The following is a 24,482-nucleotide window of genomic DNA, read 5'->3' as shown; positions in this document are numbered from 1 at the left end:
CCCATCTTGTTTGTTGTCGATCTTATGCCTGCTCAGCGCTCCTTGCCAGCGATCGAGGGACTGAAGACCATCAGGCTCAGGATTTCAAACAGTACCTGGGCGCCGGCTTGGGCGGTGTTGGTGGTCGCGTCATATTGCGGCGCCACCTCGACCACGTCGCCGCCGACCAGGTTGAGGCCCTTCAGCCCGCGCAGAAGCTCCAGCACCTCGCGCGTCGAGGGACCGCCGATCTCCGGCGTGCCGGTGCCCGGCGCGAAGGCCGGGTCGAGGCTGTCGATGTCGAAGGACAGATAGACCGGGCCGTCGCCGACGACCGCCTTGGCCTTTTCGATGATGGCGGGAATGCCCAATGCCGGCATGTTCTCGGCGTGGATGACCGTCATGCCGGACTCGTAGGAGAACTCCCACAGATATTCGGCCGCGCCGCGAATGCCGACCTGGATGGTGCGGGTCGGGTCGAGCACGCCGTCGAGCACGGCGTTGCGGAACGGTCCGCCATGGTGGAACTTGGTCTGATCGAAGGCGCCGCCGGTGTCGCAGTGCGCGTCAATGTGGATCATGCCGACCGGCCGGTCGCGCCCGACCGCCTTGAGGATAGGGTGGGTGATGGAATGGTCGCCGCCGACCGAAAGCGGCACGACGCCGGCATCCACGATCTTGCCGATATGGGCCTCGATGTCCTCGTGGCTCTGCTCGAGGCGGTAGCGGCTCTTGAAGGGCACATCGCCGATGTCGGCCACGTTGAGCTCGAAGACCGGCGCGCATTCGAGCACGTGGTTATAGGGGCCGATGCGCTCGATGGCGCGCAGGGCACGCGGGCCGAAGCGTGAACCGGTGCGGTTGGTGACGCCGAGATCCATCGGAACACCGACCATCGCCACATCAAGGCCGCTCAGATCAGGTGCTTGCGGGTCGACCTGGCGCAGCGGCGCGTCGAGCAGGGTGGGGATGCCGGCATAGGGCGCGACGCGGGTGCCTGAGGCGGAAAAGATCTTGTCCGCGACCGCGCGGAATTTCGGATCGAACAGTTCGCCGCCATGGCCTTCGCCATATTTGGCGCGCAGCGCCTCAAGCCGCTTTTCGTCCCATGCCATGTCGTAACCTCATCCCATTGCGGCGGTGATACGTGTCACTGCCTTCTTGCGCGTCAACGACGCCGGCTGATGAAAATTGCGGCAAGCGAATTGAAAAGGCAATTGATAATGTTATACGGATTTATGTGAATTTATCTCACAACGAGAAGCCTGAGGCCGATGGCGAAACGACTGCCTCCACTCAATCCGCTGCGCGCCTTCGAGGCGACCGCCCGGCAGGGATCGCTGACCAAGGCGGCCGACGAATTGAACGTCACCCACGGAGCGGTCAGCCACCAGATCCGGGCGCTGGAAGCCGCACTCGACACCAGGCTGTTCGAGCGCGTCGGGCAGCGCCTGCGGCTGACGGCGCAAGGGGCCGAGCTTCTGCCGGCCGTCGCCTCGGCTTTCGAGGGGATCGCGGCGGCAACCGCACGCATGACGCGGCCGGCCAGCGCCGGCACATTGTCGGTCGCCTGCGTACCGGCGCTGATGTCCTTCTGGCTCGTTCCGAGGCTTGGCAGCTTCACGGCACGGTTTCCCGACATTCGCTTGCGGCTCGAGGCGTCCAACGATCACGCGATGGCGCGTTCGCCGGATGTCGATGTCTGCGTTCTCTACGGCGACGGCAATTGGCCGGATTGCTGGACGAAGCTCCTGGCGCGGTTCGAACTCTTTCCCGTCGCCAGCCCGACGCTGGTCAACAACAAGCCGATCCGCACCCTTCGCGATATCGGCAGCCATGTCATGCTGCATGCCGACGATGGGCGCGAATGGAACACCTGGCTGGCCAGCGCCGATGCGCTCGATCTCAGGCGCGGCCCGCAGCACCATTTCTCCGATGCGCGGCTGGCCGTCGAGGCGGCCGTGCACGGCCATGGCGTGGCGCTTGGCGACACGGTCACGGCGAGCGGGCTTCTGGCGCGCGGCCAGCTCGTCACCCCGTTCAACCTGGCGGTGCCGGCGGCGGATGCGTTCTACGTCGTGTGCCGCAACGATCTGCGCGAGGCGCCTGTGGTGCGCGTCTTCGTCGACTGGCTGTTTCCCGAGATGGAGGAGAGCCGCTCTCGCGGCGAGCCGCAAAACGCGGCGCGCCGCACGTTGCGCCGTCCGGGCGTTCAGCGCCCGCCGCGCCGACCCGTCGAGTTTGCCGCCAAACGGCCCATCAGAAAGAAGCAGAGATAGAATGAGCACGACCACATCCGCCCGCCTCAATCCGCTGGTGGCAAGGCTTGCGCCGCCGCCCGTGCCCGCCGTGCAGGCCTGGGCGCGCGGCTATGACGGGGCGAGGGGGGCTCTGATGGATCTTTCGCAGGCGGTCCCCGGCTATCCGCCGCATCCCGACCTGCTTGCCTGGCTTGCCGAGGCGGCCGGCTCGGTTGCCTATGCCGGCTACGGGCCGATCGAGGGCGAGCCGGCATTGCGTGAAGCCTATGCGGGCCATGTTGCGGCCCTCTACGGCGGCGCGGTCGCCGCCGGCAACATCCATGTGACGGCGGGCTGCAACCAGGCCTTCTTCGCCGCGGTCATGGCGCTGGCAAGGGCGGGCGATGCCGTGCTGATGACCAATCCGTGCTATTTCAACCACGAGACCACGCTCGCCATGCTCGGCATCGAGACGCGCTATGTCGATTGCGCAGGCGAGAACGGGTTCCTGCCCGAGCCCACGGCGATCGCGGACAAGCTCGACGGCGTGAAGGCGCTGGCGCTGGTCAGCCCCAACAATCCGACGGGCGCGGTCTATCGGCCCGATCTCATCAAGCAGATCTGCGATCTGTGCGCGGCGCGCGGCGTGTGGCTGATCCTCGACGAGACCTATCGCGACTTCCTCGCGCCGGGCGCCGGCGCGCCGCATGGACTCCTCGCCGAGGCCGGATGGGAGAAGACGTTGATCCAGCTCTACAGCTTTTCCAAGTCCTTCTGCATTCCGGGCCATCGCGTCGGCGCCGTGACGGCGAGCGAGGCGGTCATCGCCGAGATCGCCAAGGTGATGGACAATCTGCAGATCTGCGCGCCGCGCGCGCCGCAGGCTGCAATTGCGCGAGGGCTGCCGGCGCTTGCCGATTGGCGTGCGGCGAACCGGGCCGAGATCGGCCGACGGGCCGAGGCGCTTCGCAAGACGATGGCCGGCATTGACGGCTGGGCGCTGGAGGCCGTTGGCGCCTATTTCGGCTTCGTGCGCCATCCCTTTGCCGGTCAGTCCTCGCAGGCCGTGGCCGAGAAGCTGGCAAGGGAGCGCGGCGTGCTGACCATTCCGGGCGAATATTTCGGCACGCGGCTGGAGCGCTATCTGCGTTTTGCTTTCGCCAATGCGGATGCCGATGCGCTGCGCGGGCTCAAGGAGAGGCTGGCGGGCTTTTCGATGTAGCCCTTTGGTCCGCCTCCAGCCAGTGACTAGAACGGCGGCATTCCGAAGGCCTGATAGACCGTCTTGAAATTCGGTGGGGCCAGCCCGCAAATGGCGTGTTGCCGCGCTCCGATGCTCACGCACTGCGCGGGCGCTTCGGTGCCGGCCTGCATGCAGAAAGCCGACAAGTATTGTCACGAGACATTGCGCGTGGCGTCAGACGAAATCGGCATCGGCGCCAGTGAAACCGAGCGCAATTGACCGATCGCGCTGCTAGAGTGTCGCAAATGCACGATCCAGGGTGTAATCTAGGCTGCAAATTTCCTTTGGGAAGGTTCCGTCCGGCCTTTTGACAACCTGGCCCGGATCGGAAATGCTAACAGGCGGAAAAGCCGATTAATGGGAGAATACAATGACATTCTACAAAAGTGGCGGCGATCGCGTTCCCGCGCAGATTGAGGCGCTTGCCGAGGACGCAAAATCCGGGGAAATGGATCGGCGCGAGTTCCTCGCCATGGCAAGCGTCTTCGGCGCTTCGACAGCGATGGCTTACGGCATGCTGGGTCTGTCGGCGCCCATGCAGGCCATGGCACAGGACGGCGAGCCCCAGACGGGCGGCGTGTTGAAGGTTTCGATGTTTGTGAAGGCCAACAAGGACCCGCGCCAGGCCGACTGGTCCGAGATCGCCAACGCGATGCGCCAGTCGCTGGAGCCGCTGATCAAGTTCACGCGCGACTTCACCTTCGAGGGCAAACTCCTGGAAAGCTGGGAAGTCAACGACGATGCCACCGAATACATCTTCCACGTCCGCCAGGGCGTGACCTGGAACAATGGCGACGCGTTCGACGCCGATGACGTCATCTACAACATCACCCGCTGGTGTGATCAGACGGTCGAAGGCAATTCGATGACGCAGCGCCTGTCGTCCATGATCGATCCGGAAACCAAGAAGCTGCGCGAGGGCGCGGTCGAGAGGGTCGACGACTACACGGTCAAGCTGAAGCTCGAGGCACCGGACGTCACGATCATTCCGGGCGTGGCGGACTATCCGGCGCTGATCGTCCATCCGAGCTTCGATGAGACCGGCGCGGACTGGGTCGCCAATCCGATCGGCACCGGCCCGTTCGATCTGGATTCCTACGAGGTCGGCAATCGCGTCGTCTACAAGCGCCGCGAGAACGGCCAGTGGTGGGGCGGCGAGGCCTATCTCGACGGGATCGAGTTCATCGACTACGGCACCGACCCCTCCGCCGAGGTCAACGCCTTCGAGGCCGGCGAGATCCACACCAACTACGAGACGACCGCCGACTATGTCGAGATCCTCGACACATTGGACCTGGTCAAGGCCGAGGTCGGCACCTCGACGACGCTCACCGTTCGCATGAACGTCGCCAACAAGCCCTATGACGACCAGAAGGTGCGTCAGGCGGTCCAGCACGCGGTCGACAACAATGTCTGCCTCATGCTCGGAATCAACAATCTGGGCACCAAGGCCGACAATTACCACGTCGCGCCGATTCAGCCCGACTGGGTCGAGATCGGGGAATTCAGCCGCGACGTCGAGAAGGCCCAGGCGCTGATCGAGGAAGCCGGTCAGGCGGATTTCGAGCACGAGATCATCTCGGTCGACGAGAACTGGCACAAGAACACCTGCGACGCCGTCGCCGCGCAGATGCGCGACGCCGGGTTCTCGGTGAAGCGCACCGTTCTGCCGGGATCGACCTTCTGGAACGACTGGACGAAGTACCCCTTCTCCGCGACGAACTGGAACATGCGGCCGCTCGGCATCCAGGTGATCGTTCTCGCCTACAAGACGGGCGGCAGCTGGAACGAGACGGCCTATTCCAATCCGGATCTCGACAAGCTCATCGACCAGGCGCTGACCATCGGCGACAACGAGCAGCGCAAGACGGTGATGAAGGATATCGAGCAGGTCATCCAGGATTCCGGCATCATCATCCAGCCTTACTGGCGCAAGCTCTACAACCATTCGGTGCCCGCGGTGAAGAACCACGGGATGCACCCGATGTTCGAGATCGACCTGCAAAAGGTCTGGCTCGACCAAAGCGCCTGACGGGCGTCGGGAAGGGGCCGGTGACGGCCCCTTCCGGTCTGGAGCATGGTCCGCTCAAACGGTCCCGTTTGAGCGAAAGGCACATGTTCCAGCATAGTGATCTGGCGTGCATGTCTTTGCTTCAATCGTTTCCGTTTGAAGCGAATGCGCGCCAAAGGCCAGCGCGATTGCGGGACAAGCGCATCCGATCGTCTCGCGATTGCCAAGAAGCAAAAGAGTTGGGCCGGGGCGTCGATTTCCATGAAACGATGAACCGGGCCGGTGACAACCACCCCACCGAGGGGAGGGGAAACGGTGTTCATATTCGTTCTGCGGCGCCTGGGCGGCATGATGCTGACGATGCTGTGTCTCACGCTCGTCGTTTTCTTCATGGTCAACCTGGAGCCGAACCTCACCAAGCTGGCGTTGAGCCAGATGGACATGCGCGCATCGCGCGCCGATCAGGAGAACTGGCTCGAGCGCAACGGCTACAGGCAGCCGTTCCTGGTGCGCTACGGCCAGTGGATCGGCGTCGTCAAGAAGCAGCCGATCATCAACCCCGAAACCGGCGCGGCGACGGCGCGATTCTCGTTCTGCGACGATCCGACGGAACCCGTCTACTCCGGTATCCTGCAGGGTGATTTCGGCTGCTCGACCAAGTTCAGGACGCGGGTCGCGGACAAGCTGTTTCCGGCGCTCGGGGCGACCGGGACCCTGATGTTCTGGGTCATGGTGACGATGGTGCCGATCTCGCTTTTGATCGGGGTCCTGGCGGGGATGCGGGAAGGCTCGCGCACCGACCGAAGTCTGTCGGTGGCCTCGATCACCACGACGGCCACGCCGGAATATGTCTCCGGCGTCATCTTCACCGTCATCTTCGCCTCCTGGCTTGGCTGGCTCAACGGTTCGGCCGCCTCGGCGACGCGCGCCGGGGTCAATTTCTACAATTTCACCCTGCCGGTGATGACCATGGCCATCTACGGCACAGGCTACATCGCCCGCATGACGCGCGCCTCGATGGTCGAGGTGATGACGCAGCAATATATCCGCACGGCGCGCCTGAAGGGGCTGAGCTTTTCCGGCGTGGTGATCAAGCACGCGCTCAGAAACGCGCTGATCGCGCCGTTCACCGTCATCATGCTGCAGTTTCCGTGGCTGCTGACGGGCGTGGTCATCGTGGAGGTGATGTTCCGCTACCAGGGCTTCGGCTTCACGCTGGTGGAGGCGGCCGGCAACAACGATATCGACCTGCTTCTCGGGTGCTCGCTGGTATCGGTGTTCGTCGTGCTTTCGACGCAGCTCATCTCCGACGTCGGCTATGCCTATCTCAACCCGCGCATCAGAGTTCAGTAGGGGGACGGCGGATGCAGCTTGAATATGTCGGTGCTTTCCAGATCGTTCTCGGTATCATTGCCCGCTTCTGGCCGGTGTGGCTGGCCCTGGCCATCATCGTGGTGCCGAGCTTCGCCTACCGGGCACGGCTCGGGCTCTACGGGCAACTCTTCGATACCGGCGTCGGGATCACCGGCGTCCTGGTCTGCCTGTTCTGGCTTTTCACGGCGATCTTTTCGGCCCGCATCGCGCCATTCGATCCGCTCGACCAGATCGTGGTGATGAAGAATGCGCTGCCGGGCGCGATGGTGCCCGACGACGGCGGCGTGTTCCTGCTGGGCGGCGACAAGCTGGCGCGCGACGTCTTTTCGCGCATGGTCTATGGCAGCCGCATCGTGCTGATCATCGCGCCCACGGCAACCGCCTTCGCGCTGATGGTCGGCATCACGCTCGGCCTGCCGGCGGGATATTACGGCGGACGGATCGACTCGTTCCTGTCCTTCCTGGCCAATCTCGTGCTGGCTTTCCCGGTGATCCTGCTCTTCTACCTGCTGGTGACGCCGGGCATCATGGACACGCCCATTCCATACGGCATGGCGGGGCTGTTCTTCCTGTTTCCGATCATCTTCTTCGGGGCGCTCTTCTACACGCGCTTCAAAGGACGGCCGCAGCTTCTCCTTCTGCAATTGGCGGTGACATTCGTCATCGGCGGCTGGGTCTATGCCGGCCTGGTCTTCAATGCCGACCCGCTCGGCCTCATCTCGATCCGACCCAACGAACTGAACATCTTCGTCGCGGTGGTGTTCGCATCGAGCCCCGGCGTGTTCCGCATCGTGCGGGGGCTGGTGATGGACATCAAGACGCGCGACTATGTGGCGGCCGCCCAGACGCGCGGCGAGACCCCCTGGTACATCATGCTGTGGGAGGTTCTGCCCAATGCGCGGGGACCGCTGATCGTCGATGCATGTCTGAGGATCGGCTATACGACGATCCTGTTGGGCACGCTCGGCTATTTCGGCCTCGGACTGGCGCCCGAAAGTCCCGACTGGGGCACGGCGATCAAGGATTCCAGCCGGCTCCTGCGGTCCCACATCCACCCGGCCCTGCCGCCCGTGTTCGCGCTGATGTCGTTCGTTCTCGGACTCAACCTGCTGGCCGACGCGCTGCGCGAGCAGTCGCTGAAGGACTAGGGGCAAACAGGAGGCGTTTATGCTCTACGTTGCCCCCCTCTGTCCTGTCGTGCATCTCCCCCACAAGCGGGGAGATTGGCTGGCAACGATTCTTGTGCCTGTTCTTCATCGCTGGCGATTGGCGAAAGCCGTTGCGAGGGCTGATCTCCCCCCTTGTGGGGGAGATGTCCGACAGGACAGAGGGGGGCGCGACGGGTGCGAATGATGAGATCTGCCGGCCGAAATCGGAACGCCGTGCTTCCAACACCATGAACACTGAGAGCGACGCCATGAACGAAGCCATCAGCATCAATCGGAGCACCAAGGCGGGTGAGCCCATCCTCGAGATCGAGAACCTGTCGATCTCGTTCTTCACCCGCAAGGGCGAGATACCCGCGGTGATGGACTTTTCCTGCACCGTCATGCCCGGCGAGGCCATGGGGATCGTCGGCGAATCGGGCTGCGGCAAGTCGACGGTGGCGCTCGGCATCATGCGCGACCTGTCGAATGTCGGCCAGATCGTCGGCGGGCGCATCAAGTTTCAGGGTCGCGACATGGCCGATATGAGCGAGGAGGAGCTGAGGCAGATCCGCGGCAACAAGATCGCGATGATCTATCAGGAGCCGATGGCGAGCCTCAACCCGGCCATGAAGATCGGCCGGCAGCTCATGGAGGTGCCGCTGATCCATGAGAAAGTGTCGAAGGAGGAGGCCTACAGCCGCGCGCTGGAAATGGTCGGCGCGGTCCGCTTGCCCGATCCAGAACGCATCATGCGCTCCTATCCGCATCAGCTTTCCGGCGGTCAGCAGCAGCGCATCGTGATTGCCATGGCGCTGCTTTCGAAGCCGGCGCTCTTGCTGCTCGACGAGCCCACCACCGCGCTCGACGTCACGGTCGAGGCGGGCATCGTGGAACTGGTCAAGGGGCTCGGCAAGGAGTTCGGCACGTCGATGATCTTCGTGTCGCACAATCTCGGTCTCATCCTGGAAACCTGCGACCGCATCACGGTGATGTATTCGGGCGAGGCGGTGGAGACCGGCCGCATCGAGGACGTGTTCGACCGCATGCGTCACCCTTATACGCAGGGGCTCTTCCGTTCGATCCCGCTGCCCGGCGCCGACAAGAACGCCAGGCCGCTGATCGCCATTCCGGGCCAGTTGCCCTTGCCGCACGAGCGGCCCAACGGGTGCAATTTCGGCCCCCGCTGCCAACACTTCAAGGCGGGCGTGTGCGATGCCGCCGACATTCCCATGGAGCCGGTGGGCGGCCAGAGCAATCATTTCAGCCGCTGCGTGCGCATCGACGAAATCGACTGGGAGGCGCTGCCGGAGGGCGCCAAGACGGCCAAGGAGCCGATCAGGCCGGGCGCGCCGGTGCTGCAGATCGAGAAACTGAAAAAATACTACCAGGTGGCCGCCAACGCGATTTTCGGTGGAGGTGAGACGCGCACGGTCAAGGCCAACGAGGATATCTCGTTTGAGGCGCGCGAGTCCGAGACATTGGCGATCGTCGGCGAATCGGGTTGCGGCAAGTCGACGCTCGCCAAGGTGTTGCTCGGCCTGGAGACGGCGACGGAAGGCGTAGTGAAGCTCGGCAACATGCCGATCCAGTCGACGCCGATCGAGGATCGCGAGGTCGGCACGATCTCCTCGATCCAGATGGTCTTCCAGAACCCGTTCGACACGCTCAATCCGAGCCATTCGGTCGGCTCGCAGATCATCCGCACGCTGGAGAAATTCAAGGTCGGCGCCACGCTTGCCGATCGCAAGCAGCGGATGCTCGAACTGCTCGACCTCGTGAAACTGCCGCGCGCCTTCGCCGAACGCATGCCACGCCAACTCTCCGGAGGCCAGAAGCAGCGTATCGGCGTGGCGCGTGCCTTTGCCGGCAATGCCAGGGTGGTGGTGGCCGACGAGCCCGTCTCGGCGCTCGACGTCTCGGTCCAGGCGGCGGTGACTGAACTGCTGATGGACATCCAGCGCGAGAACAAGACGACGATGCTGTTCATCAGCCACGACCTGTCGGTGGTGCGCTATCTCGCCGACCGCGTGGTGGTGATGTATCTCGGCCATATCGTCGAGCAGGGGACGACGGACCAGATCTTCGCGCCGCCCTATCATCCCTATACGGAAGCGCTGCTCTCGGCCATTCCGATCGCCGACACCAGCGTCAAGAAGAAGCACATCGTGCTCGAGGGCGATATCCCTTCGGCAATGAATCCGCCGCCGGGCTGTCCGTTCCAGACACGATGCCGCTGGAAGTCGCAGGTGCCTGGCGACAAGTGCGAAACCCAAATGCCGCCTCTCAAGACGCTCGGCGACGGGCATTTCAGCCTGTGCTGGCTGGACGACGCGGCGCTCGCGGACATGGAACCCGTCATCAGCTTCGGCGAAACGAAAAAGGATCTGAGCGCGGGCAAGAGGACCGGTGCCGAGGCCGCCGCGAAGGTGTCAGCGAAGGCGAGCGAGAGCGGCGCCGGCGATGCGACGAAGAAGTCCTCGCCGGCGCGGCCGGGGTCGCGGCGCGCTCCGGACGAGCCGACAGCGCGTGAGCCGGCCGGTCTGCTCAAGGGGCGCAAGGCTCATCATCAGCGCCCGGCTGCGCATCCCGCGCCGAAGAAGACGGCCGCGGCGACGAACGTCCAGCCGAAGTCGGCCATGAAAGGCAAGGGCGCCTCGGTCGACACGAACCGGCCGCCGGCGAAGAAGCGGCCGGCACGGCCCGACGATCTCAAGGCGATATCCGGCGTCGGCCCGAAGATCGAGGCCATGCTGCACGATCTCGGCATTTTTACCTTCGCCCAGGTCGCGGCGTGGAAAAAGGCCGAGCGCGAATGGGTGGACGGGCACCTGAAGTTCCACGGCCGCATCGAGCGCGACGACTGGGTCAGGCAGGCCAAGGCGCTCACCAAGGCGAAAGAGAAGAAGTAGGCCGGATGCTTGGCGCGCGTTACCGGCCGCAGCGCTGCATTTGCGCGGCGTAGCTGTGCGCCATCTTCTCGGTGTCACGCGCATAGCGCTGGATGGTCGGATTGCTCTTCCAGGTGCCGCGGCCATAGCCTGACCAGCCGAAATAATAGGCCAGGTAGAGATTGTAGGTGTCGTTGCGCGCGACGCCGTATTTGTCCGCCGTCTTGGAATGATACCAGCCAACGAAATCGACAGCGTCGCCGAAATCCGAGCGGCGCGCGGCAAAATTGCCGGATTCCTGCTTGTATTGCAGCCAGGTGCCGTCGATTGCCTGCGAGTAGCCATAGGCGCTTGAAGGGCGCTTCCAGGGAATGAAACCCAAGAGCTTTTTGCGCGGCGGGCGCGCGTTGTGCTTGAAGCCGGACTCCTTGCGCAAAGTCGCCATCAGCACCGGCACCGGGACGCCGTACTTGCGCTCCGCACGGCTTGCCTCGCTCTGCCAGTTGTTGAACCAGCCGTCGCGCTGGTTGAAGACTGAACAGACATTGTTGATGTTGTCCGGTTGCGAGGCGCAAGCCGACAGGGCCAGCACACCAAGGACCGGTACGATACGCAGGAAACTCGACACACTCATGGTGTCGGAATTAAGCGCAAAAGTTAAAGGGATTCTTGAGAGGTTCGTTAACGCTGCAACGGCGGCGCTGACGGTTCCATCTGCAAGGCGGTCAAAGTTCAGGCTGCCCGGCGCTACTCGGCGTCCGGCTGCCTTGCCGGCGCGGCATCGGCGAAGGCCGGCAGGGCCATTGCCGCTTCATGGATGCGGTTGATGGTCGGGTAGGGCGCCATGTCGACGCCGAAGCGCCCGTTGTTGGCAACCTGCGCCACCAGACAGATGTCGGCCAGCGTCGGCCGGTCGCCTTGGCAGAATGTGCCGGTCTGCTTGTCGGAAGCCAGAATCTTTTCAAGCGGATCGAAGGTTTCCTTCACCCAGTGGCGAAACCAGTCGGCGATTTCGGCGTCGTCGGCACCGTAGCGCGCGCGCAGCGCGTTGAGGATGCGCAGATTGTTCACCGGGTGGATGTCGCAGGCGATCATCTGCGCAATCATGCGCACGCGTGCCCGGCCAAGCGCGTCGGCCGGCAGGAGCGGCGGCTGCGGCGCGACCTCGTCGAGATATTCGCAGATTGCCAGCGACTGCGACAGCATCGTGCCGTCGTCCAGGACGAGCGCGGGCACCAGGCCTTGCGGGTTGACGTCGAGATAGGCGGCGTCGCGGTGCTTTCCGAGGCGCAAATGATGCGCGACATAGTCGTAGTCCAGCCCCTTGAGATTGAGTGCGATGCGCACGCGGTAGGAGGTGGATGAGCGGAAGTAGTTGTGCAGGGTGAGTTGCGTCATCGCCTTCGATCCCGGAATTGCGTGTGCCGGTCTATTGGATGGTGCTGTAACCGTCCAGCCCGTTCGGGGTAGAACTAAAGATGAATGGAATACTCAAGTTATTTCAATTGTTTGACTGCGCTTCTGGAAAATTGACCAATTGATAAAAAAACAAAACGTGCTAGCCTTTTCCCAACACCAATAAGAATTGGGGAACATGGATGGCAGAAGGACAATTCAAGGACGGGATTGCGTCCGAACGTCTGCAACTCGCCGAGATCGCGGAGAATTTCGCCGATCTGCACCCGCCGCTCGACCATCACGAGGCCGTCGTCGAGGCAGATCGCTGCTATTTCTGCTACGACGCGCCCTGCATGCAGGCCTGCCCGACTTCGATCGACATTCCGATGTTCATCCGGCAGATCGCGACGGGCAATCCGACCGGCTCGGCCAAGACAATCTTCGACCAGAACATTCTCGGCGGCATGTGCGCCCGCGTCTGCCCCACGGAGACGCTGTGCGAGGAGGTTTGCGTGCGCGAGGTGGCCGAAGGCAAGCCGGTGCAGATCGGGCGCCTGCAGCGCTATGCGACCGACACGGCGATGCGCGCCGGCAAACAGTTCTACGAACGCGCGAAACCGAGCGGCAAGACGGTCGCCATCGTCGGCGCGGGCCCGGCGGGGCTTGCCTGCGCGCATCGGCTGGCGCGCTACGGGCACGATGTCACGGTCTTCGAGGCGAAGCCGAAGTCCGGCGGCCTCAACGAATACGGCATCGCCGCCTACAAGACGCTCGACGATTTCGCCCAGGCCGAGGTCGACTATGTCACCGCCATCGGCGGGATCGCGACCGAGAACGGCAAGGCGCTCGGGCGCGATTTCGCGCTGGCCGATCTGACCGGCCGCTATGATGCGGTGTTTCTCGGCATGGGACTGGCCGGCGTCAATGCGCTTCGCGCCGAGGGCGAGGAGGCGGACGGCGTTGAGGACGCCGTATCGTTCATCTCCGAGCTCAGACAGGCCGACGATCTGTCAAAGCTACCGGTCGGCCGGCGCGTCGTCGTCATCGGCGGCGGCATGACGGCGATCGACGCTGCCGTACAGTCGAAGCTGCTCGGCGCCGAGGAGGTGACGATCTGCTACCGGCGCGGCAAGGAGCACATGAATGCCTCCGAGTTCGAGCAGGATCTGGCCGCCGCCAACGGCGTGACGATCAGGCATTGGCTGCAGCCCAGGCGCGTCATCGCCGAGGGCGGCAAGGTGAGCGGCATCGAGCTCGAATACACGATGCTCGAAGACGGTAAGCTGACGGGCAGGGGCGAGACGATCCGGCTGGCCGCCGACCAGGTGTTCAAGGCGATCGGCCAGACGTTCGATGCCGGCCCGCTCAACGGCTCGGGCAATCTGATCGCGCTGGAGGGCGGTCGCATCAAGGTCGACGAGGAGGGGCGCACTTCGTTGCCCAATGTCTGGGCCGGCGGCGACTGCATCGCCGGCGGCGACGACCTGACCGTGTCGGCGGTCGCGCAGGGACGCGATGCGGCCGAGAGCATCAACCGGGCATTGATGGGCTGAGGAGCAAACCCATGGCAGACATCAGGAGCAATTTCGTCGGCATCAAGTCGCCCAACCCGTTCTGGCTCGCCTCGGCGCCGCCGACCGACAAGGCCTATAATGTCGAGCGCGCCTTCAAGGCCGGCTGGGGCGGCGTGGTGTGGAAGACGCTGGGCGAGGAGGGGCCGCCCGTCGTCAATGTCAACGGGCCGCGCTATGGCGCGATCTGGGGCGCCGACCGGCGGCTGCTCGGCTTCAACAATATCGAACTGATCACCGACCGCGACCTGTGGGTCAATCTGCGCGAGATCAAGGAGGTCAAGCGCAAATGGCCGGACCGGGCGGTGGTGGTCTCGCTCATGGTGCCGTGCGAGGAAGAGGCGTGGAAGGCGATCCTGCCGCTGGTCGAGGACACTGGCGCCGACGGGATCGAGCTCAATTTCGGCTGCCCGCACGGCATGAGCGAGCGCGGCATGGGCTCGGCCGTCGGCCAGGTGCCCGAATATGTCGAGATGGTGGTGCGCTGGTGCAAGCAGAATACGCGCATGCCCGTCATCACCAAGCTGACGCCCAACGTCACCGATGTTCGCAAGCCGGCGCGCGCGGCCCATGCCGGCGGCACCGATGCGGTGTCGCTGATCAATACGATCAACTCGATCACCGCCGTCGATCTCGACAATTTTGCCCCGGAACCGTCGATCGACGGCAAGGGCACGCATGGCGGCTATTGCGGCCCGGCGGTCAAGCCAATCGCCATGAACATGGTGGCCGAGATCGCGCGTGATCCCGAGACGGCCGGCCTGCCCATCTCCGGCATCGGCGGAATAACCACCTGGCGCGACGCGGCCGAATTCATGGCGCTCGGATCGGGCACGGTGCAGGTGTGCACCGCGGCCATGACCTACGGCTTCAAGATCGTCGAGGAGATGGTCGAGGGGCTGAAGACCTGGATGGACGATAAGGGCCATGCGACCCTCGACGACGTGGTCGGGCGGGCCGTGCCCAACGTCACCGACTGGCAGTATCTGAACCTCAACTACATCGCCAAGGCGCGCATCAACCAGGATCTGTGCATCAAGTGCGGGCGCTGCCATATCGCCTGCGAGGACACCTCGCACCAGGCGATCACCAGCCTGGTCAACGGTGCGCGCCGTTTCGAGGTGATCGAGGAGGAATGCGTCGGCTGCAATCTGTGCGTCAATGTCTGCCCGGTGGAGGGCTGCATCACCATGGAGCCGCTGGCCGCAGGCAGCCTCGACAAGCGCACGGGCGAGCCGGTGCAGTCGGTCTATGCCAACTGGACGACCCATCCCAACAATCCTGCGGTGCGGGTGGCTGCCGAATAGACAAGATCGCAACCGGGGGCAGGAGAGCGGTTCGGAACGTTCCGGGCCGCTTTCCTTATTCGATGTGCAGATTTCGCAGTTTGCGACGTCCTTGCGCGCTATGGACGGCCGTTCGCCGTTGGCACGGTGCCCGCGCAGGCACGTCAGGAGGAGTCAGCAGCGCTCTCCGAATCTATTGCGGATAAAATATATCCAGGATATGTATTATCCATGATAAGGAGACGAACCAATGAAGTTGAGCGAAGGCGTGGAGGCCGCCATTCATTGCGTGACCCTGCTGGCGGGGCTCGAAGAGGGGCGTACGCTGCCGGCAAGCGCGCTCGCCGAATATCACGGCGTGTCGCAGAGCTATCTGCTGAAGCACCTGAAGACGCTGAGCGCGGCGGGCATCCTCGCCTCCGTGTCCGGACCGCATGGCGGATATCGCCTGGCGCGGACGACGGACCGCATCAGCCTGCTTGACGTCGTGCTCGCCGTCGAAGGGGCGGAGCCCGCCTTTCGCTGCACCGAAATCCGCCGTCGCAGCCCCGGCGCACTGGAGGCTTCGGCCTACGCCAAGCCCTGCGCCATCAACGCCGCCATGCTGCGCGCCGAACACGCCTATCGGGCCGAACTCGGCCGGACGAAGATTTCCGATGTAATCCGCGATTACCAATCGGACGCGGACCCGCGCGCGATCACCTTTGGCTGCGCGTTTCTGGAACGCCATCGGCGCCCGCAAGACCGCCCCTGAAAGAGAGAAGGAAGACGCTGATGCAACCGCGCCTGGACTACTGGAAGATGGAACCGAAGCTCATGAACAGCCTGCTGGCGTTCAACAAGGATGTGGAGGACTCCGGCCTTGAAAAGAGCCTTGTCCACCTGGTGAAGCTGCGCGCTTCGCAGATCAATGGCTGCGCCTATTGCGTCGACATGCACACAAACGAGGCGCGCAAGGACGGCGAGAGCGAGCAGCGACTTTACCTGGTCGCCGCCTGGCGTGAATCGCCGCTCTATTCCGGGCGTGAACGGGCCGCTTTTGCCTGGACGGACCGGCTGACGAGGCTGGCCGACGGCGAGGTGGACGACGCGCTCTATGCAGAGATGCTGGAGCATTTCTCCGAATCCGAGATCGTCAAGCTGACCTTGCTCATTGGCGTCATCAACAGCTGGAACCGTGTCGCGGTCCCGTTTCGCAGCGTCCATCCGGTTCGGCGCGAAACCCAATCGGCCGCCTGACGGCGATCTCCTGCCACAACTCTCGCATTTATGGAGTGCACGCCAATGCCTTTCGAACCCGAATCTCTCCTCCTTTTTGCCGGCCGGCTCCTGCTCGGTGGTGCCTTCGTCTATGCCGGATTGCGTAACCTCGCCAACAGGCCGATGCTGACGCAGATCCTCACCGCCCGCGGCGTGCCGGCGCCGCGCGTCCTGCTTGCCGCCGGCATCGTCTTGCAGATCCTTGCCGGGGCCCTGTTGATCGCCAACCTCTGGCCAGCGCTCGCGGCGGTCGGCCTGATGGCCTTTCTGGTTGTCGCCACAGCGATCTTCCACAATTTCTGGGACCATGAGGGTGCCGAACGCGCCGGCCGCATCAACGGAGTGGTCAGCAATGCCGCGCTCTTCGGCAGCTTTCTCATGGTGGCCGTTGGGCTGTGACCTGGGCAATCTTCAAATGATGAGGATGAGCCCTGCGACCATCAGCGCCGCCGTCCAGATCATGTCGAGATTGATCCAGCCGCGGCGCAGGAAGGCGAGATCGAGCCAGAAATAGACGCTGACAGCAATTGCCGCTGTGACCGCCAGCATTGCGGCCATATGGACGGCGATTGCGGCCAGGGCAACGGGCAGCGACCCGGCCGCGGTCATCTCGCGGGCCGGTGTTGCGGCCAGGCAAAGTGGCATCACGACCGGCACCAGCATCAGGCCGGCGCCATGCGCGGTTGCCATGACTAAGGACCAGGCGGCAAGCCCGACCATACCCGTCTGCATGCCCACCCGTACCCGGTGTCGATGGCCATAGGCGATATGCCAGCCGGCCCAGCCAATGAGCGCGAGGCCGGCGGCAACTTCCAGCGCCCGCTGATCGATGACGAGCCCGACGCCGACGACGGCGAGCACGACGACGGCAATCGACAATGCGTGGCCGACCGCGATCGGCACGAGCGACAGGAGCACCACCTTGCCGCTCTTGCGGTGCATGCCGAGCGCCACCGCGAAGAGCCACCCCATCGCCGGGTTGAGCCCGTGAAAGGCGCCGAGACCGGCCAGCACCAGCCAGGGTGTCATTTCAACAATCCGTCTGCCGGACAGCGGCGATCACGCGCCGTCACGGATAGCAGTAGGAGTCGGAGGAACAGTCTCCGCCCTGCAGTCGGACCTGATGCGGCCGGTGGCCCTTCGGCCAGTCGACGAAGAACTTTTCGTCGAAGGCGATGCCGCCATTCTCGCCGACGTCGAGCTTCACCATCCAGCCGTCGATGCCGTCGGGATAGAATTGCGGGTCGATGGCACCGTAGAGCGAATTGGTGAAATAGACGCGGCGTCCATCGCGGCTGATCTCGACCATCTGTGGCCCGCCGTTGAGCGCGCCGTTTTTCGCGCCGGGATGCGTCGCGCGTGAGACGATCCCGCCGATCCTGACGCGTCCCGTCTCCTTCGGCGCGAAGGGGTCGGATACGTCATACTGGATCATGTCGCCCGTGCCCCAGCACGAGACGTAGAGAAAGTGGTCATCCATGGACAGATCGATGTCGGTGACCAGCGGCGCGACCGCCTTGAAGCCCTTGAGCACCGGCGGCAGAAGGTCGGGGTCGGCCGGCTCGGCCGGGATTTCGATCACCTTCTTCACCGCCCATTTGTCGCCGTCGCGGTACCAGGTCCAGATCGAGGCCGACAGGTCCTTCAGGCTGATGACGCAGCCGACGAAGCCATAAGCTTTGGTCGGATCATGGGCCGGACGCAGCTCGAAGACGAGTTGGTATTCCTCGCCGAAATCGATTTCCTGCAGGTGCTTACGCTTGTGAAGGTCCCAGAAATGCAACCGGCGACCGTATTTCGAACCAAGCAGGACTTCCGGTATAAGGCCGTCCTCGAACGTGTCGGGCGTGCCCCATTCGCTGGTGATCATCGTGTCGTGGCCGAGATGCCACCAGAAGTCATAGGCGAGTTCTTGCGGCCCGCGGTCCATCTCCCACTGGCCCATGACGTCAAAGCTCTCCGGGTCGAGCAGGAACATGCCGCCCGGCGCCTTGCCCTCCGCATTGCCGAGCGCGTTGACGTAAATGCCTTCCGGGCCGCAATGCGTGGTGTGCAGACGCGAATAGCCGGCCCGCTCGGCGATCTCTTCGGGCTCGATGATCCGGACGATCTGCGGGTTCTTCGGGTCGGGCTTGGTGTCGATGATGTGCAAGCGTGAAGAGCGCAGCCCCGGCACGACGAGATAACGCCGTTCCATATGGGGATGCGGCGCGTTGGGACACAGGCAGGACGAACACGCGTTCCAGCCGAAATGGTGCAGCTCGTCGCCGGCATTGGGCATTTCGACCTGGCCGACAATCCGGGCGTAGGTCGTCGATCCGGGGTCGACGTCGACCACCGCGATCGCGTCCGGCTTCTGCCTGTCGGGATCGAAGGCGGCCACATAGGCGAGGCGCTCGGCCGGCGCCTTGGCGGCCATTCTGGGTGAGGGATAAAAGGACGGGTCGGGTTGCCAGTTTGCCATGATGTTTCCTCCCAAGGATCAATGGCGGATTCCGTCTGTATGTCCCCCAACCTGCTGTTCGTAGATGATGACACCGGCCCGGCGCTTTGTCTAACGGCGTCGACATCAGCCGAAAGCATTATGCCAGTGGGCGGTGCGCCTTGCCTTTGCCGCTGCGGCCATGCCAATGCAGCAACGCCCTCGACTGACGCATCAGGCTCAACCGGGGCCGGTAGAATATGTGAGGCCATTCTCGTCCGTGACCGATCTTTCCCTGCATCGCACCTTCGCCACAGGCAAGCAGAAGCTGCTCGGCCATGCGGCGATGCTTGCTTTCGCGGCGCTCGTCGCCGGTTCGTTTTCCGTCGGTGCGCTGGCTGCGCCGCATATCGGGCCGGCCGCCATCAATGCCGCGCGCTTCGTGTTCGGCACGGCGATCATGGCGGTTGCCGCCTTCGTCTTCCTGAAGGGCAGAGTGCCGCCGCCACGTGGCGGATGGCGCTACATCCTGCTCGGTGGGCTGATGGCGATCTTCTTCGTCACCATGTTCATGGCGCTGAAGATCACCGACCCTGTCTCAGCGGGTGCGGTCTTCACCCTGATGCCGATCATGAGCACTGGTTTCGGCTGGCTGTTCCTGGGGCAGAAACCACGCCTAGTGATCATCGCCAGCCTGCTGATTGCCGGCGCCGGCGCGGTCTGGGTCATCTTCAAGGGTGACCTGCAGGCTCTGCTGAGCTTCGACGTCGGTCGCGGCGAGGCGATCTTCTTCATCGGCTGCGTGTGTCATGCGGCCTACGCGCCGCTGGTGCGTCGGCTGAACCGTGGCGAGCCCGTGATGGCATTCGCCCTGTGGACGCTGGCGGCCACGGGTCTCGTCATCGCTGCTTACGGGTTTTTTGAAATCCTGGCGACCGACTGGGCAGACCTGCCGCTGATCGTATGGGCGGCGATCGCCTATCTTTCCGTCTTCACCACGGCTGGAACCTTCTTCCTGCTGCAGTTCGCCTCGATGCGGCTGCCGGCGTCGAAGGTGCTGACCTATGGCTATCTCAATCCGACCTTCGTCATCTTATACGAAGGGCTTGCCGGCCATGGCTGGGTTTCGGCGAGCGTGGCCGTCGGCGCCGGCATCACCATTGTCGCACTTCTGGTGCTGGCGCTCGCGCCCGACGGGTGATCAGGGCCTGTTATCACTCTCCGCGGCCAGTTGCCGAAGGTAGAAGCAACAGAAACCGAAGGCTCCGGCCACTAGCATGTAGCTCTCTCCGACGGCGAGCCTGATGTTGGAATTGCTGAGCATTGAGACCAGGAAGAACACCATCGACAGGGCGAACATGAGCCCGAGATTGCGATTAATGAGGCCACGCCGGACACAGCACAGGACCTGATAGGCCGCCCAGCCAAAAAGGACCGTGTAAAAGGCGAGGCCGAGCAGGCCGAAACGGATCGCGACCTCCAGATAGCCGTTATGCATCAGCTCGTAGCCGACATGGCCGAACCGCGTCTGCTGCCAAAGATTTTCCCAATAGAGGCTTTGGCCGAACAGCCAGTCCTTCTGCCAGATCGAAAAGGCGTTCCACCAGATCTGCAGCCGCAGATCGAAGGTGAGCGGAAGATGGCCGGACTCGATCGCCTTGAGGACGACGCTCGACAGCGGCTCGCCGGAGGCGACGCGTTCCACGATCTGCCAGGCACTGCTGATGATCGGTCCGATCACCAGCATGATGCGCTTGGCAAACAGGGCGGCGCCGATTGCGGCACCGGCACAGGCCGCGACGATGAGCCAGAGACGGACGCGTCCCCGTGTTGCTGCCAGAACCGCGAGAATGGCAAACGGGAGCGTTGCCACGAGCGCGATCCACACCCCCTTCGACCGTGCGCCGACAATGCCGAGCAGCGCCAGGATCATGACGAGGCAGGCCAGGGCGATACCGCCATATCGGACGCGTCGGTCGATGTCGTACCGGCCGGCAAGATCCATCAGGAAACAGAAGGCGGCGATGAGGATCAGCCCGCCGCCGACGGAGGAATGGATGGGATTGTAGTGAAACAGGAAATCGATCTGCTGCTTGGAGGTTGCAGCCGAAGCCAGGATCTGCGGCACGTCCAGGCTGACGGCCAGCATGACCAGGCTGACGAGCATGAATATCCAGGCGATCTGCGCAGCGCGGTCCCGGTAGAGTTCGAATATGTAACCGGTGGTGATGTAAAGGATCGGAAACAGATAGATCCCTTCCGCCGAGCCGCCAGTATTGTCGGGATGGACCCGATCCGACCAGTAATAGCGAAAGACGACATAGGCGGCCCAAAAGCAGCATGCCCAACCCATCGCGCCGATGCTGGGGAACGGCCGATCGCTGGTCAGGTAATAGACCCACAGTCCGAGCCCGATGAGCGCCAGGTCGACATAGCGGTAGGTGTCCGTTTCCAACCAGACGGCGGATACGAGTGCAATGATGCCCGCCATCACCAGGTAAGCGACAACGGGTCTGCGATAGAACGGCACCTGCAGGTGTTTGACGGCTTGCCTGGTATTCATGAGGCGTTGATAGCGTAACCGACGCGGTTCACATAGTCGCCGGCGCGAAACATTGCCGTGCTGCTGCGTTGCCAGAAGGGCGGCTTGGTGTCGGCGTAATCCTTGCAGATCGTGGTGTTTGCGCGGTGCTCGGCCAGTTCCACCAGGGGACGGCGGACAGTGAAGGTGCGCACGCCCGTGTGCCATCCACGCTCCAGCGCCACGTCCCAGGGCAGCCACATCGTGGCGAGGCTGGAATGGAGCTTTGCCGCGGCTTCGCGGGTGACGGCATAACAGGCGGCCGAGCCCTGCGGGCCGTGAAGGCAGCGTCCGAATGCGTCGCCGAGCGACGAGACGCCCTTTTGCATGAAGCCCTGGGTGCGATGATTGATCAGCTTGATGAGCCCGGCTTCGGGCGCTGCATCCAGAAGCGCCATGGCGCGGTCAGCCAATTCCGCGTTCAGCCTGACGTCATCTTCGGCGATGATTGCCGCAGGGCACCCGTCTTCCACAACCTGCTCGAGGGCGGCGAGGTGGGAACGATAGCAGCCATATTCGCCGGCCACGATCCTGCGGCCGTGGTTGCGCCGGAAGCGGTCCTGGTCGACGTCGATCCATTGTTGGCGCGGAATTTCCCGGCCGTCGACCGCCTCGACACGATGAACGGACAAGCCCGCCGCGCTGTCCTTTATGGCCGCCCACCGTTCGGGCGATCGCTTCAGGTTGATGACGAATACTGGCAGCATCGAGTTATGCTTCAATTCCTTGCAGTCACATTACCGAACAGCCCCGCGTGGCGCAGTGACAAGGGTCTATAGGTGCCAATACTGGCCCCTGCAAATTCTTTCTTGTCCAAATGTGCGTACTGACTGGTTCGACATGAAGTCTGACCGCCGGCCGCCATAGGCAGGGTGCGGCGTTACGGTCGCAGCCCCTCGAGATAGAGTTGTTCCAGGAACCGCGCCGCATCCTCGAATCGGCCGTCTCCGCCGCGGTCCGGACCGAGCACGGCGCGGACCTGGACATCGAAATCTGCATAGTGCTGCGTCGTCGCCCAGATGGAGAAGATGAGGTGGCGGGGATCGCATCGCGCGATCTTGCCGTCGCGCATCCAACCGCGGATCACCTCGGCCTTCTCGTCGACCAGCGCCTTCAGTTCGCCCTCCAGAAGCAGCATGATGCGCGGGGCGCCCTGCAGGATCTCGTTGGCGAACAGGCGGCTCTCGCGCGGATAGTCGCGGGCCATCTCCAGTTTGCGTCGAATGTAGCCCCTCAATTCCGTCATCGGATCGCCGACATTGTCGAGTTCGTGCAGCGGCGCCAGCCATGTCTCCATCAGCCGATGGATGAGGGTGGTGAAGATGTCCTCCTTGCGCCGGAAATAGTAGAGCAGGTTGGGCTTCGACATGCCCGCGGCCTCGGCGATCTGGTCGATCGTCGATCCGCGAAAACCATGGGCGGAAAAGACCTCCAGCGCCGCTTCGAGGATCAGTTCGCGCTTTTCGCGCTGAATGCGTGTGCGGGGCCGATGGGCGCGTGTTCCGACACTCATTGGCGCTCCAACTGTATCATTCGCATCCCCCTCTCTGGACCAATGTCCTGGACCAGTTTTTCGTGGTGTGTGGAGCGCTCATCCGGCGGGGCGAATTCGCTACAAATTCCTTGACCACCCATCTGGCAATGCTAACGTTTGTCCAATCGGTCAAAATTTGCGTAGCACAGTTGCGCATCAAAAACCAAGCGTTGGCCGGATGATGCGAGGGGCATTAGAAAACAAAGGAAAGGCTTGGTATGTCGAATAGATCGAATGTGGCTCCGAACGATTTGAGTGCGTTCTGGATGCCGTTCACCGCGAACCGCCAGTTCAAGCAGGCGCCGCGCATGCTCGTGTCCGCAAAGGACATGCATTACAAGGCGGCGGACGGTCGTGAGATCCTCGACGGGACGGCGGGCCTGTGGTGCGTCAATGCGGGCCACTGCCGGCCCAAGATCACCGAGGCGATTCAGAAGCAGGCCGCCGAGCTCGACTATGCGCCGGCTTTCCAGATGGGCCATCCGATCGTCTTCGAACTGGCCAACCGGCTGGTCGATATCGCGCCCGAAGGCATGGACCATGTCTTCTTCACCAATTCCGGTTCCGAATCGGTCGACACCGCGCTGAAGATCGCGCTGGCCTATCATCGCGCCAGGGGCGATGGCTCGCGCTTCCGGCTCATCGGCCGCGAGCGCGGCTATCACGGGGTCAATTTCGGCGGCATTTCGGTCGGCGGCATCGTCTCCAACCGCAAGATGTTCGGCACGCTTTTGACCGGTGTCGACCATCTGGCGCATACGCATCTGCCGGGCCAGAACGCCTTTACCCGAGGCGAGCCCGAACATGGCGGGGATCTGGCCGACGAGTTGGAGCGCATCGTCGCCCTGCACGACGCCTCGACGGTCGCGGCGGTGATTGTCGAGCCGGTCGCCGGCTCGACGGGTGTGCTCATCCCGCCGAAGGGCTATTTGAAAAGATTGCGCGAAATCTGCGACAAGCACGGCATTCTTCTCATCTTCGATGAAGTGATTACCGGCTTCGGCCGTCTCGGCACGCCGTTCGCCGCCGACTATTTCGACGTTATCCCGGACATCATCACGACCGCCAAGGGCGTTTCCAACGGGGTCATTCCGATGGGCGCGGTGTTCGTGAAGAAGGAGATCCACGACGCCTTCATGAACGGGCCCGAACACCTGATCGAGTTCTTCCACGGCTACACCTATTCGGGCAATCCTATTGCCAGCGCGGCCGCCATCGCCACGCTCGACACCTACCAGGAAGAGGGGCTTCTGACACGCGGGGCCGAACTGGCGCCGTATTGGGAAGAGGCACTGCATTCGCTCAAGGATGCGCCGCACGTGATCGACATCCGCAATATCGGCCTCGTCGGCGCCATCGAGCTGGAGCCGATCGCCGGGCAGCCGACCAAGCGCGCTTTCTCGGCCTTCGTCAAGGCGTTCGAGCGCGGCGCGCTGATCCGTACAACGGGCGACATCATCGCGCTGTCGCCGCCGCTCATCATCACCAAGGGCCAGATCGACGAGTTGGTCGATCATGTGCGCGACGTGCTCGAACTGGTGGAGTGA

The 24,482-nt window shown here is 63.4% G+C and carries 20 protein-coding genes and 1 pseudogene; 13 read left to right on the top strand and 8 right to left on the bottom strand.

Annotated features, from left to right (window positions below):
• Nucleotides 1-32: 32 nt before the first annotated feature.
• The gene (gene speB / locus GM909_RS09200; protein ID WP_157016054.1) at nt 33-1,094 is read right to left on the bottom strand and encodes an agmatinase; all 1,062 of its coding nucleotides are present in this window, start codon (nt 1,092-1,094) and stop codon (nt 33-35) included.
• A gap of 159 nt (nt 1,095-1,253) precedes the next feature.
• Here speB and gcvA point away from each other — a divergent pair, with 159 nt between their 5' ends.
• The 6 genes and pseudogenes from gcvA to GM909_RS09170 all read left to right on the top strand — a co-directional run.
• A complete protein-coding gene (gcvA, locus tag GM909_RS09195; protein WP_157016052.1) occupies nt 1,254-2,258 on the top strand; it encodes a transcriptional regulator GcvA in 1,005 nt (334 codons plus the stop codon).
• Between the two features lies 1 nt (nt 2,259).
• Nucleotides 2,260-3,441, top strand: coding sequence for an aminotransferase (locus GM909_RS09190; RefSeq protein WP_157016050.1), 1,182 nt, complete (start codon nt 2,260-2,262; stop codon nt 3,439-3,441).
• A 391-nt stretch (nt 3,442-3,832) separates the two neighbouring features.
• Nucleotides 3,833-5,494 carry an ABC transporter substrate-binding protein gene (locus GM909_RS09185; RefSeq protein WP_157016048.1) on the top strand — a complete coding sequence of 554 codons (1,662 nt, stop codon included), beginning with the start codon at nt 3,833-3,835 and terminating at the stop codon, nt 5,492-5,494.
• A gap of 327 nt (nt 5,495-5,821) precedes the next feature.
• The gene (locus GM909_RS09180; RefSeq protein ID WP_198174185.1) at nt 5,822-6,826 is read left to right on the top strand and encodes an ABC transporter permease; all 1,005 of its coding nucleotides are present in this window, start codon (nt 5,822-5,824) and stop codon (nt 6,824-6,826) included.
• Nucleotides 6,827-6,837: 11 nt separating this feature from the next.
• A complete protein-coding gene (locus GM909_RS09175; RefSeq protein ID WP_157016044.1) occupies nt 6,838-7,995 on the top strand; it encodes an ABC transporter permease in 1,158 nt (385 codons plus the stop codon).
• A 269-nt stretch (nt 7,996-8,264) separates the two neighbouring features.
• Nucleotides 8,265-10,361 (top strand): annotated as a pseudogene (locus GM909_RS09170) (dipeptide ABC transporter ATP-binding protein); the annotation flags it as partial.
• 562 nt (nt 10,362-10,923) lie between these two features.
• Here the strand turns inward: GM909_RS09170 and GM909_RS09165 are convergent.
• Both GM909_RS09165 and maiA read right to left on the bottom strand, forming a co-directional pair.
• Entirely contained in the window at nt 10,924-11,517 is a 594-nt protein-coding gene (locus tag GM909_RS09165; protein WP_157016041.1) for a transglycosylase SLT domain-containing protein, read from the bottom strand.
• Nucleotides 11,518-11,630: 113 nt separating this feature from the next.
• Entirely contained in the window at nt 11,631-12,281 is a 651-nt protein-coding gene (maiA, locus tag GM909_RS09160; RefSeq protein ID WP_157016039.1) for a maleylacetoacetate isomerase, read from the bottom strand.
• Between the two features lie 200 nt (nt 12,282-12,481).
• On the opposite strand from maiA, the gene GM909_RS09155 reads away from it, so the two are divergent.
• The 5 genes from GM909_RS09155 to GM909_RS09135 all read left to right on the top strand — a co-directional run bounded on the left by GM909_RS09155 (nt 12,482) and on the right by GM909_RS09135 (nt 16,797).
• Nucleotides 12,482-13,834 carry an NAD(P)-dependent oxidoreductase gene (locus tag GM909_RS09155; protein ID WP_157016037.1) on the top strand — a complete coding sequence of 451 codons (1,353 nt, stop codon included), beginning with the start codon at nt 12,482-12,484 and terminating at the stop codon, nt 13,832-13,834.
• 11 nt (nt 13,835-13,845) lie between these two features.
• Nucleotides 13,846-15,159, top strand: a complete 1,314-nt coding sequence (gene preA, locus GM909_RS09150; protein ID WP_157016035.1) for an NAD-dependent dihydropyrimidine dehydrogenase subunit PreA — start codon at nt 13,846-13,848, stop codon at nt 15,157-15,159.
• A gap of 229 nt (nt 15,160-15,388) precedes the next feature.
• A complete protein-coding gene (locus tag GM909_RS09145) occupies nt 15,389-15,892 on the top strand; it encodes an RrF2 family transcriptional regulator (protein WP_157016033.1) in 504 nt (167 codons plus the stop codon).
• Nucleotides 15,893-15,912: 20 nt separating this feature from the next.
• Nucleotides 15,913-16,377 (top strand): carboxymuconolactone decarboxylase family protein, encoded by a 465-nt coding sequence (locus GM909_RS09140; RefSeq protein ID WP_157016031.1) that lies wholly within the window; start codon nt 15,913-15,915, stop codon nt 16,375-16,377.
• A 45-nt stretch (nt 16,378-16,422) separates the two neighbouring features.
• A complete protein-coding gene (locus tag GM909_RS09135; protein WP_157016029.1) occupies nt 16,423-16,797 on the top strand; it encodes a DoxX family protein in 375 nt (124 codons plus the stop codon).
• 12 nt (nt 16,798-16,809) lie between these two features.
• Here GM909_RS09135 and GM909_RS09130 read toward each other — a convergent pair whose 3' ends face one another.
• Together GM909_RS09130 and GM909_RS09125 are read right to left on the bottom strand one after the other, a co-directional pair.
• Nucleotides 16,810-17,427, bottom strand: a complete 618-nt coding sequence (locus GM909_RS09130; RefSeq protein ID WP_157016027.1) for a hypothetical protein — start codon at nt 17,425-17,427, stop codon at nt 16,810-16,812.
• Between the two features lie 40 nt (nt 17,428-17,467).
• Nucleotides 17,468-18,862, bottom strand: coding sequence for a selenium-binding family protein (locus GM909_RS09125; RefSeq protein WP_157016026.1), 1,395 nt, complete (start codon nt 18,860-18,862; stop codon nt 17,468-17,470).
• A 238-nt stretch (nt 18,863-19,100) separates the two neighbouring features.
• Here GM909_RS09125 and GM909_RS09120 point away from each other — a divergent pair, with 238 nt between their 5' ends.
• Nucleotides 19,101-20,021 carry a DMT family transporter gene (locus GM909_RS09120; protein ID WP_235911773.1) on the top strand — a complete coding sequence of 307 codons (921 nt, stop codon included), beginning with the start codon at nt 19,101-19,103 and terminating at the stop codon, nt 20,019-20,021.
• Here the strand turns inward: GM909_RS09120 and GM909_RS09115 are convergent, their stop codons facing one another.
• From GM909_RS09115 to GM909_RS09105, 3 genes are all read right to left on the bottom strand, one after another.
• Entirely contained in the window at nt 20,022-21,383 is a 1,362-nt protein-coding gene (locus tag GM909_RS09115; protein ID WP_198174182.1) for an O-antigen ligase family protein, read from the bottom strand.
• Entirely contained in the window at nt 21,380-22,108 is a 729-nt protein-coding gene (locus tag GM909_RS09110; protein ID WP_157016022.1) for a glycosyltransferase family 25 protein, read from the bottom strand. Before GM909_RS09110 ends, GM909_RS09115 begins: the two co-directional genes overlap by 4 nt.
• 173 nt (nt 22,109-22,281) lie before the next feature.
• Nucleotides 22,282-22,914 carry a TetR family transcriptional regulator C-terminal domain-containing protein gene (locus GM909_RS09105; RefSeq protein WP_157016020.1) on the bottom strand — a complete coding sequence of 211 codons (633 nt, stop codon included), beginning with the start codon at nt 22,912-22,914 and terminating at the stop codon, nt 22,282-22,284.
• Between the two features lie 239 nt (nt 22,915-23,153).
• Here GM909_RS09105 and GM909_RS09100 point away from each other — a divergent pair, with 239 nt between their 5' ends.
• On the top strand, nt 23,154-24,482 hold the full coding sequence (locus tag GM909_RS09100; protein ID WP_157016018.1) for an aspartate aminotransferase family protein: 1,329 nt from the start codon (nt 23,154-23,156) through the stop codon (nt 24,480-24,482).

Source organism: Mesorhizobium xinjiangense, from assembly GCF_009749525.1.
Lineage (GTDB): Bacteria > Pseudomonadota > Alphaproteobacteria > Rhizobiales > Rhizobiaceae > Mangrovimarina > Mangrovimarina xinjiangensis.
Note: the sequence above shows the minus strand (reverse complement) of the source record. Positions and strands in the feature narration are given on the sequence as shown.

Excerpts from the sequence above, each read along its gene's own strand:
- speB (WP_157016054.1), bottom strand. The coding sequence starts at position 1,094 with ATGGCATGGGACGAAAAGCGGCTTGAGGCGCTGCGCGCCAAATATGGC.
- gcvA (WP_157016052.1), top strand. The coding sequence starts at position 1,254 with ATGGCGAAACGACTGCCTCCACTCAATCCGCTGCGCGCCTTCGAGGCG.
- GM909_RS09190 (WP_157016050.1), top strand. The coding sequence starts at position 2,260 with ATGAGCACGACCACATCCGCCCGCCTCAATCCGCTGGTGGCAAGGCTT.
- GM909_RS09185 (WP_157016048.1), top strand. The coding sequence starts at position 3,833 with ATGACATTCTACAAAAGTGGCGGCGATCGCGTTCCCGCGCAGATTGAG.
- GM909_RS09180 (WP_198174185.1), top strand. The coding sequence starts at position 5,822 with ATGATGCTGACGATGCTGTGTCTCACGCTCGTCGTTTTCTTCATGGTC.
- GM909_RS09175 (WP_157016044.1), top strand. The coding sequence starts at position 6,838 with ATGCAGCTTGAATATGTCGGTGCTTTCCAGATCGTTCTCGGTATCATT.
- GM909_RS09165 (WP_157016041.1), bottom strand. The coding sequence starts at position 11,517 with ATGAGTGTGTCGAGTTTCCTGCGTATCGTACCGGTCCTTGGTGTGCTG.
- maiA (WP_157016039.1), bottom strand. The coding sequence starts at position 12,281 with ATGACGCAACTCACCCTGCACAACTACTTCCGCTCATCCACCTCCTAC.
- GM909_RS09155 (WP_157016037.1), top strand. The coding sequence starts at position 12,482 with ATGGCAGAAGGACAATTCAAGGACGGGATTGCGTCCGAACGTCTGCAA.
- preA (WP_157016035.1), top strand. The coding sequence starts at position 13,846 with ATGGCAGACATCAGGAGCAATTTCGTCGGCATCAAGTCGCCCAACCCG.
- GM909_RS09145 (WP_157016033.1), top strand. The coding sequence starts at position 15,389 with ATGAAGTTGAGCGAAGGCGTGGAGGCCGCCATTCATTGCGTGACCCTG.
- GM909_RS09140 (WP_157016031.1), top strand. The coding sequence starts at position 15,913 with ATGCAACCGCGCCTGGACTACTGGAAGATGGAACCGAAGCTCATGAAC.
- GM909_RS09135 (WP_157016029.1), top strand. The coding sequence starts at position 16,423 with ATGCCTTTCGAACCCGAATCTCTCCTCCTTTTTGCCGGCCGGCTCCTG.
- GM909_RS09130 (WP_157016027.1), bottom strand. The coding sequence starts at position 17,427 with ATGACACCCTGGCTGGTGCTGGCCGGTCTCGGCGCCTTTCACGGGCTC.
- GM909_RS09125 (WP_157016026.1), bottom strand. The coding sequence starts at position 18,862 with ATGGCAAACTGGCAACCCGACCCGTCCTTTTATCCCTCACCCAGAATG.
- GM909_RS09115 (WP_198174182.1), bottom strand. The coding sequence starts at position 21,383 with ATGAATACCAGGCAAGCCGTCAAACACCTGCAGGTGCCGTTCTATCGC.
- GM909_RS09110 (WP_157016022.1), bottom strand. The coding sequence starts at position 22,108 with ATGCTGCCAGTATTCGTCATCAACCTGAAGCGATCGCCCGAACGGTGG.
- GM909_RS09105 (WP_157016020.1), bottom strand. The coding sequence starts at position 22,914 with ATGAGTGTCGGAACACGCGCCCATCGGCCCCGCACACGCATTCAGCGC.
- GM909_RS09100 (WP_157016018.1), top strand. The coding sequence starts at position 23,154 with ATGTCGAATAGATCGAATGTGGCTCCGAACGATTTGAGTGCGTTCTGG.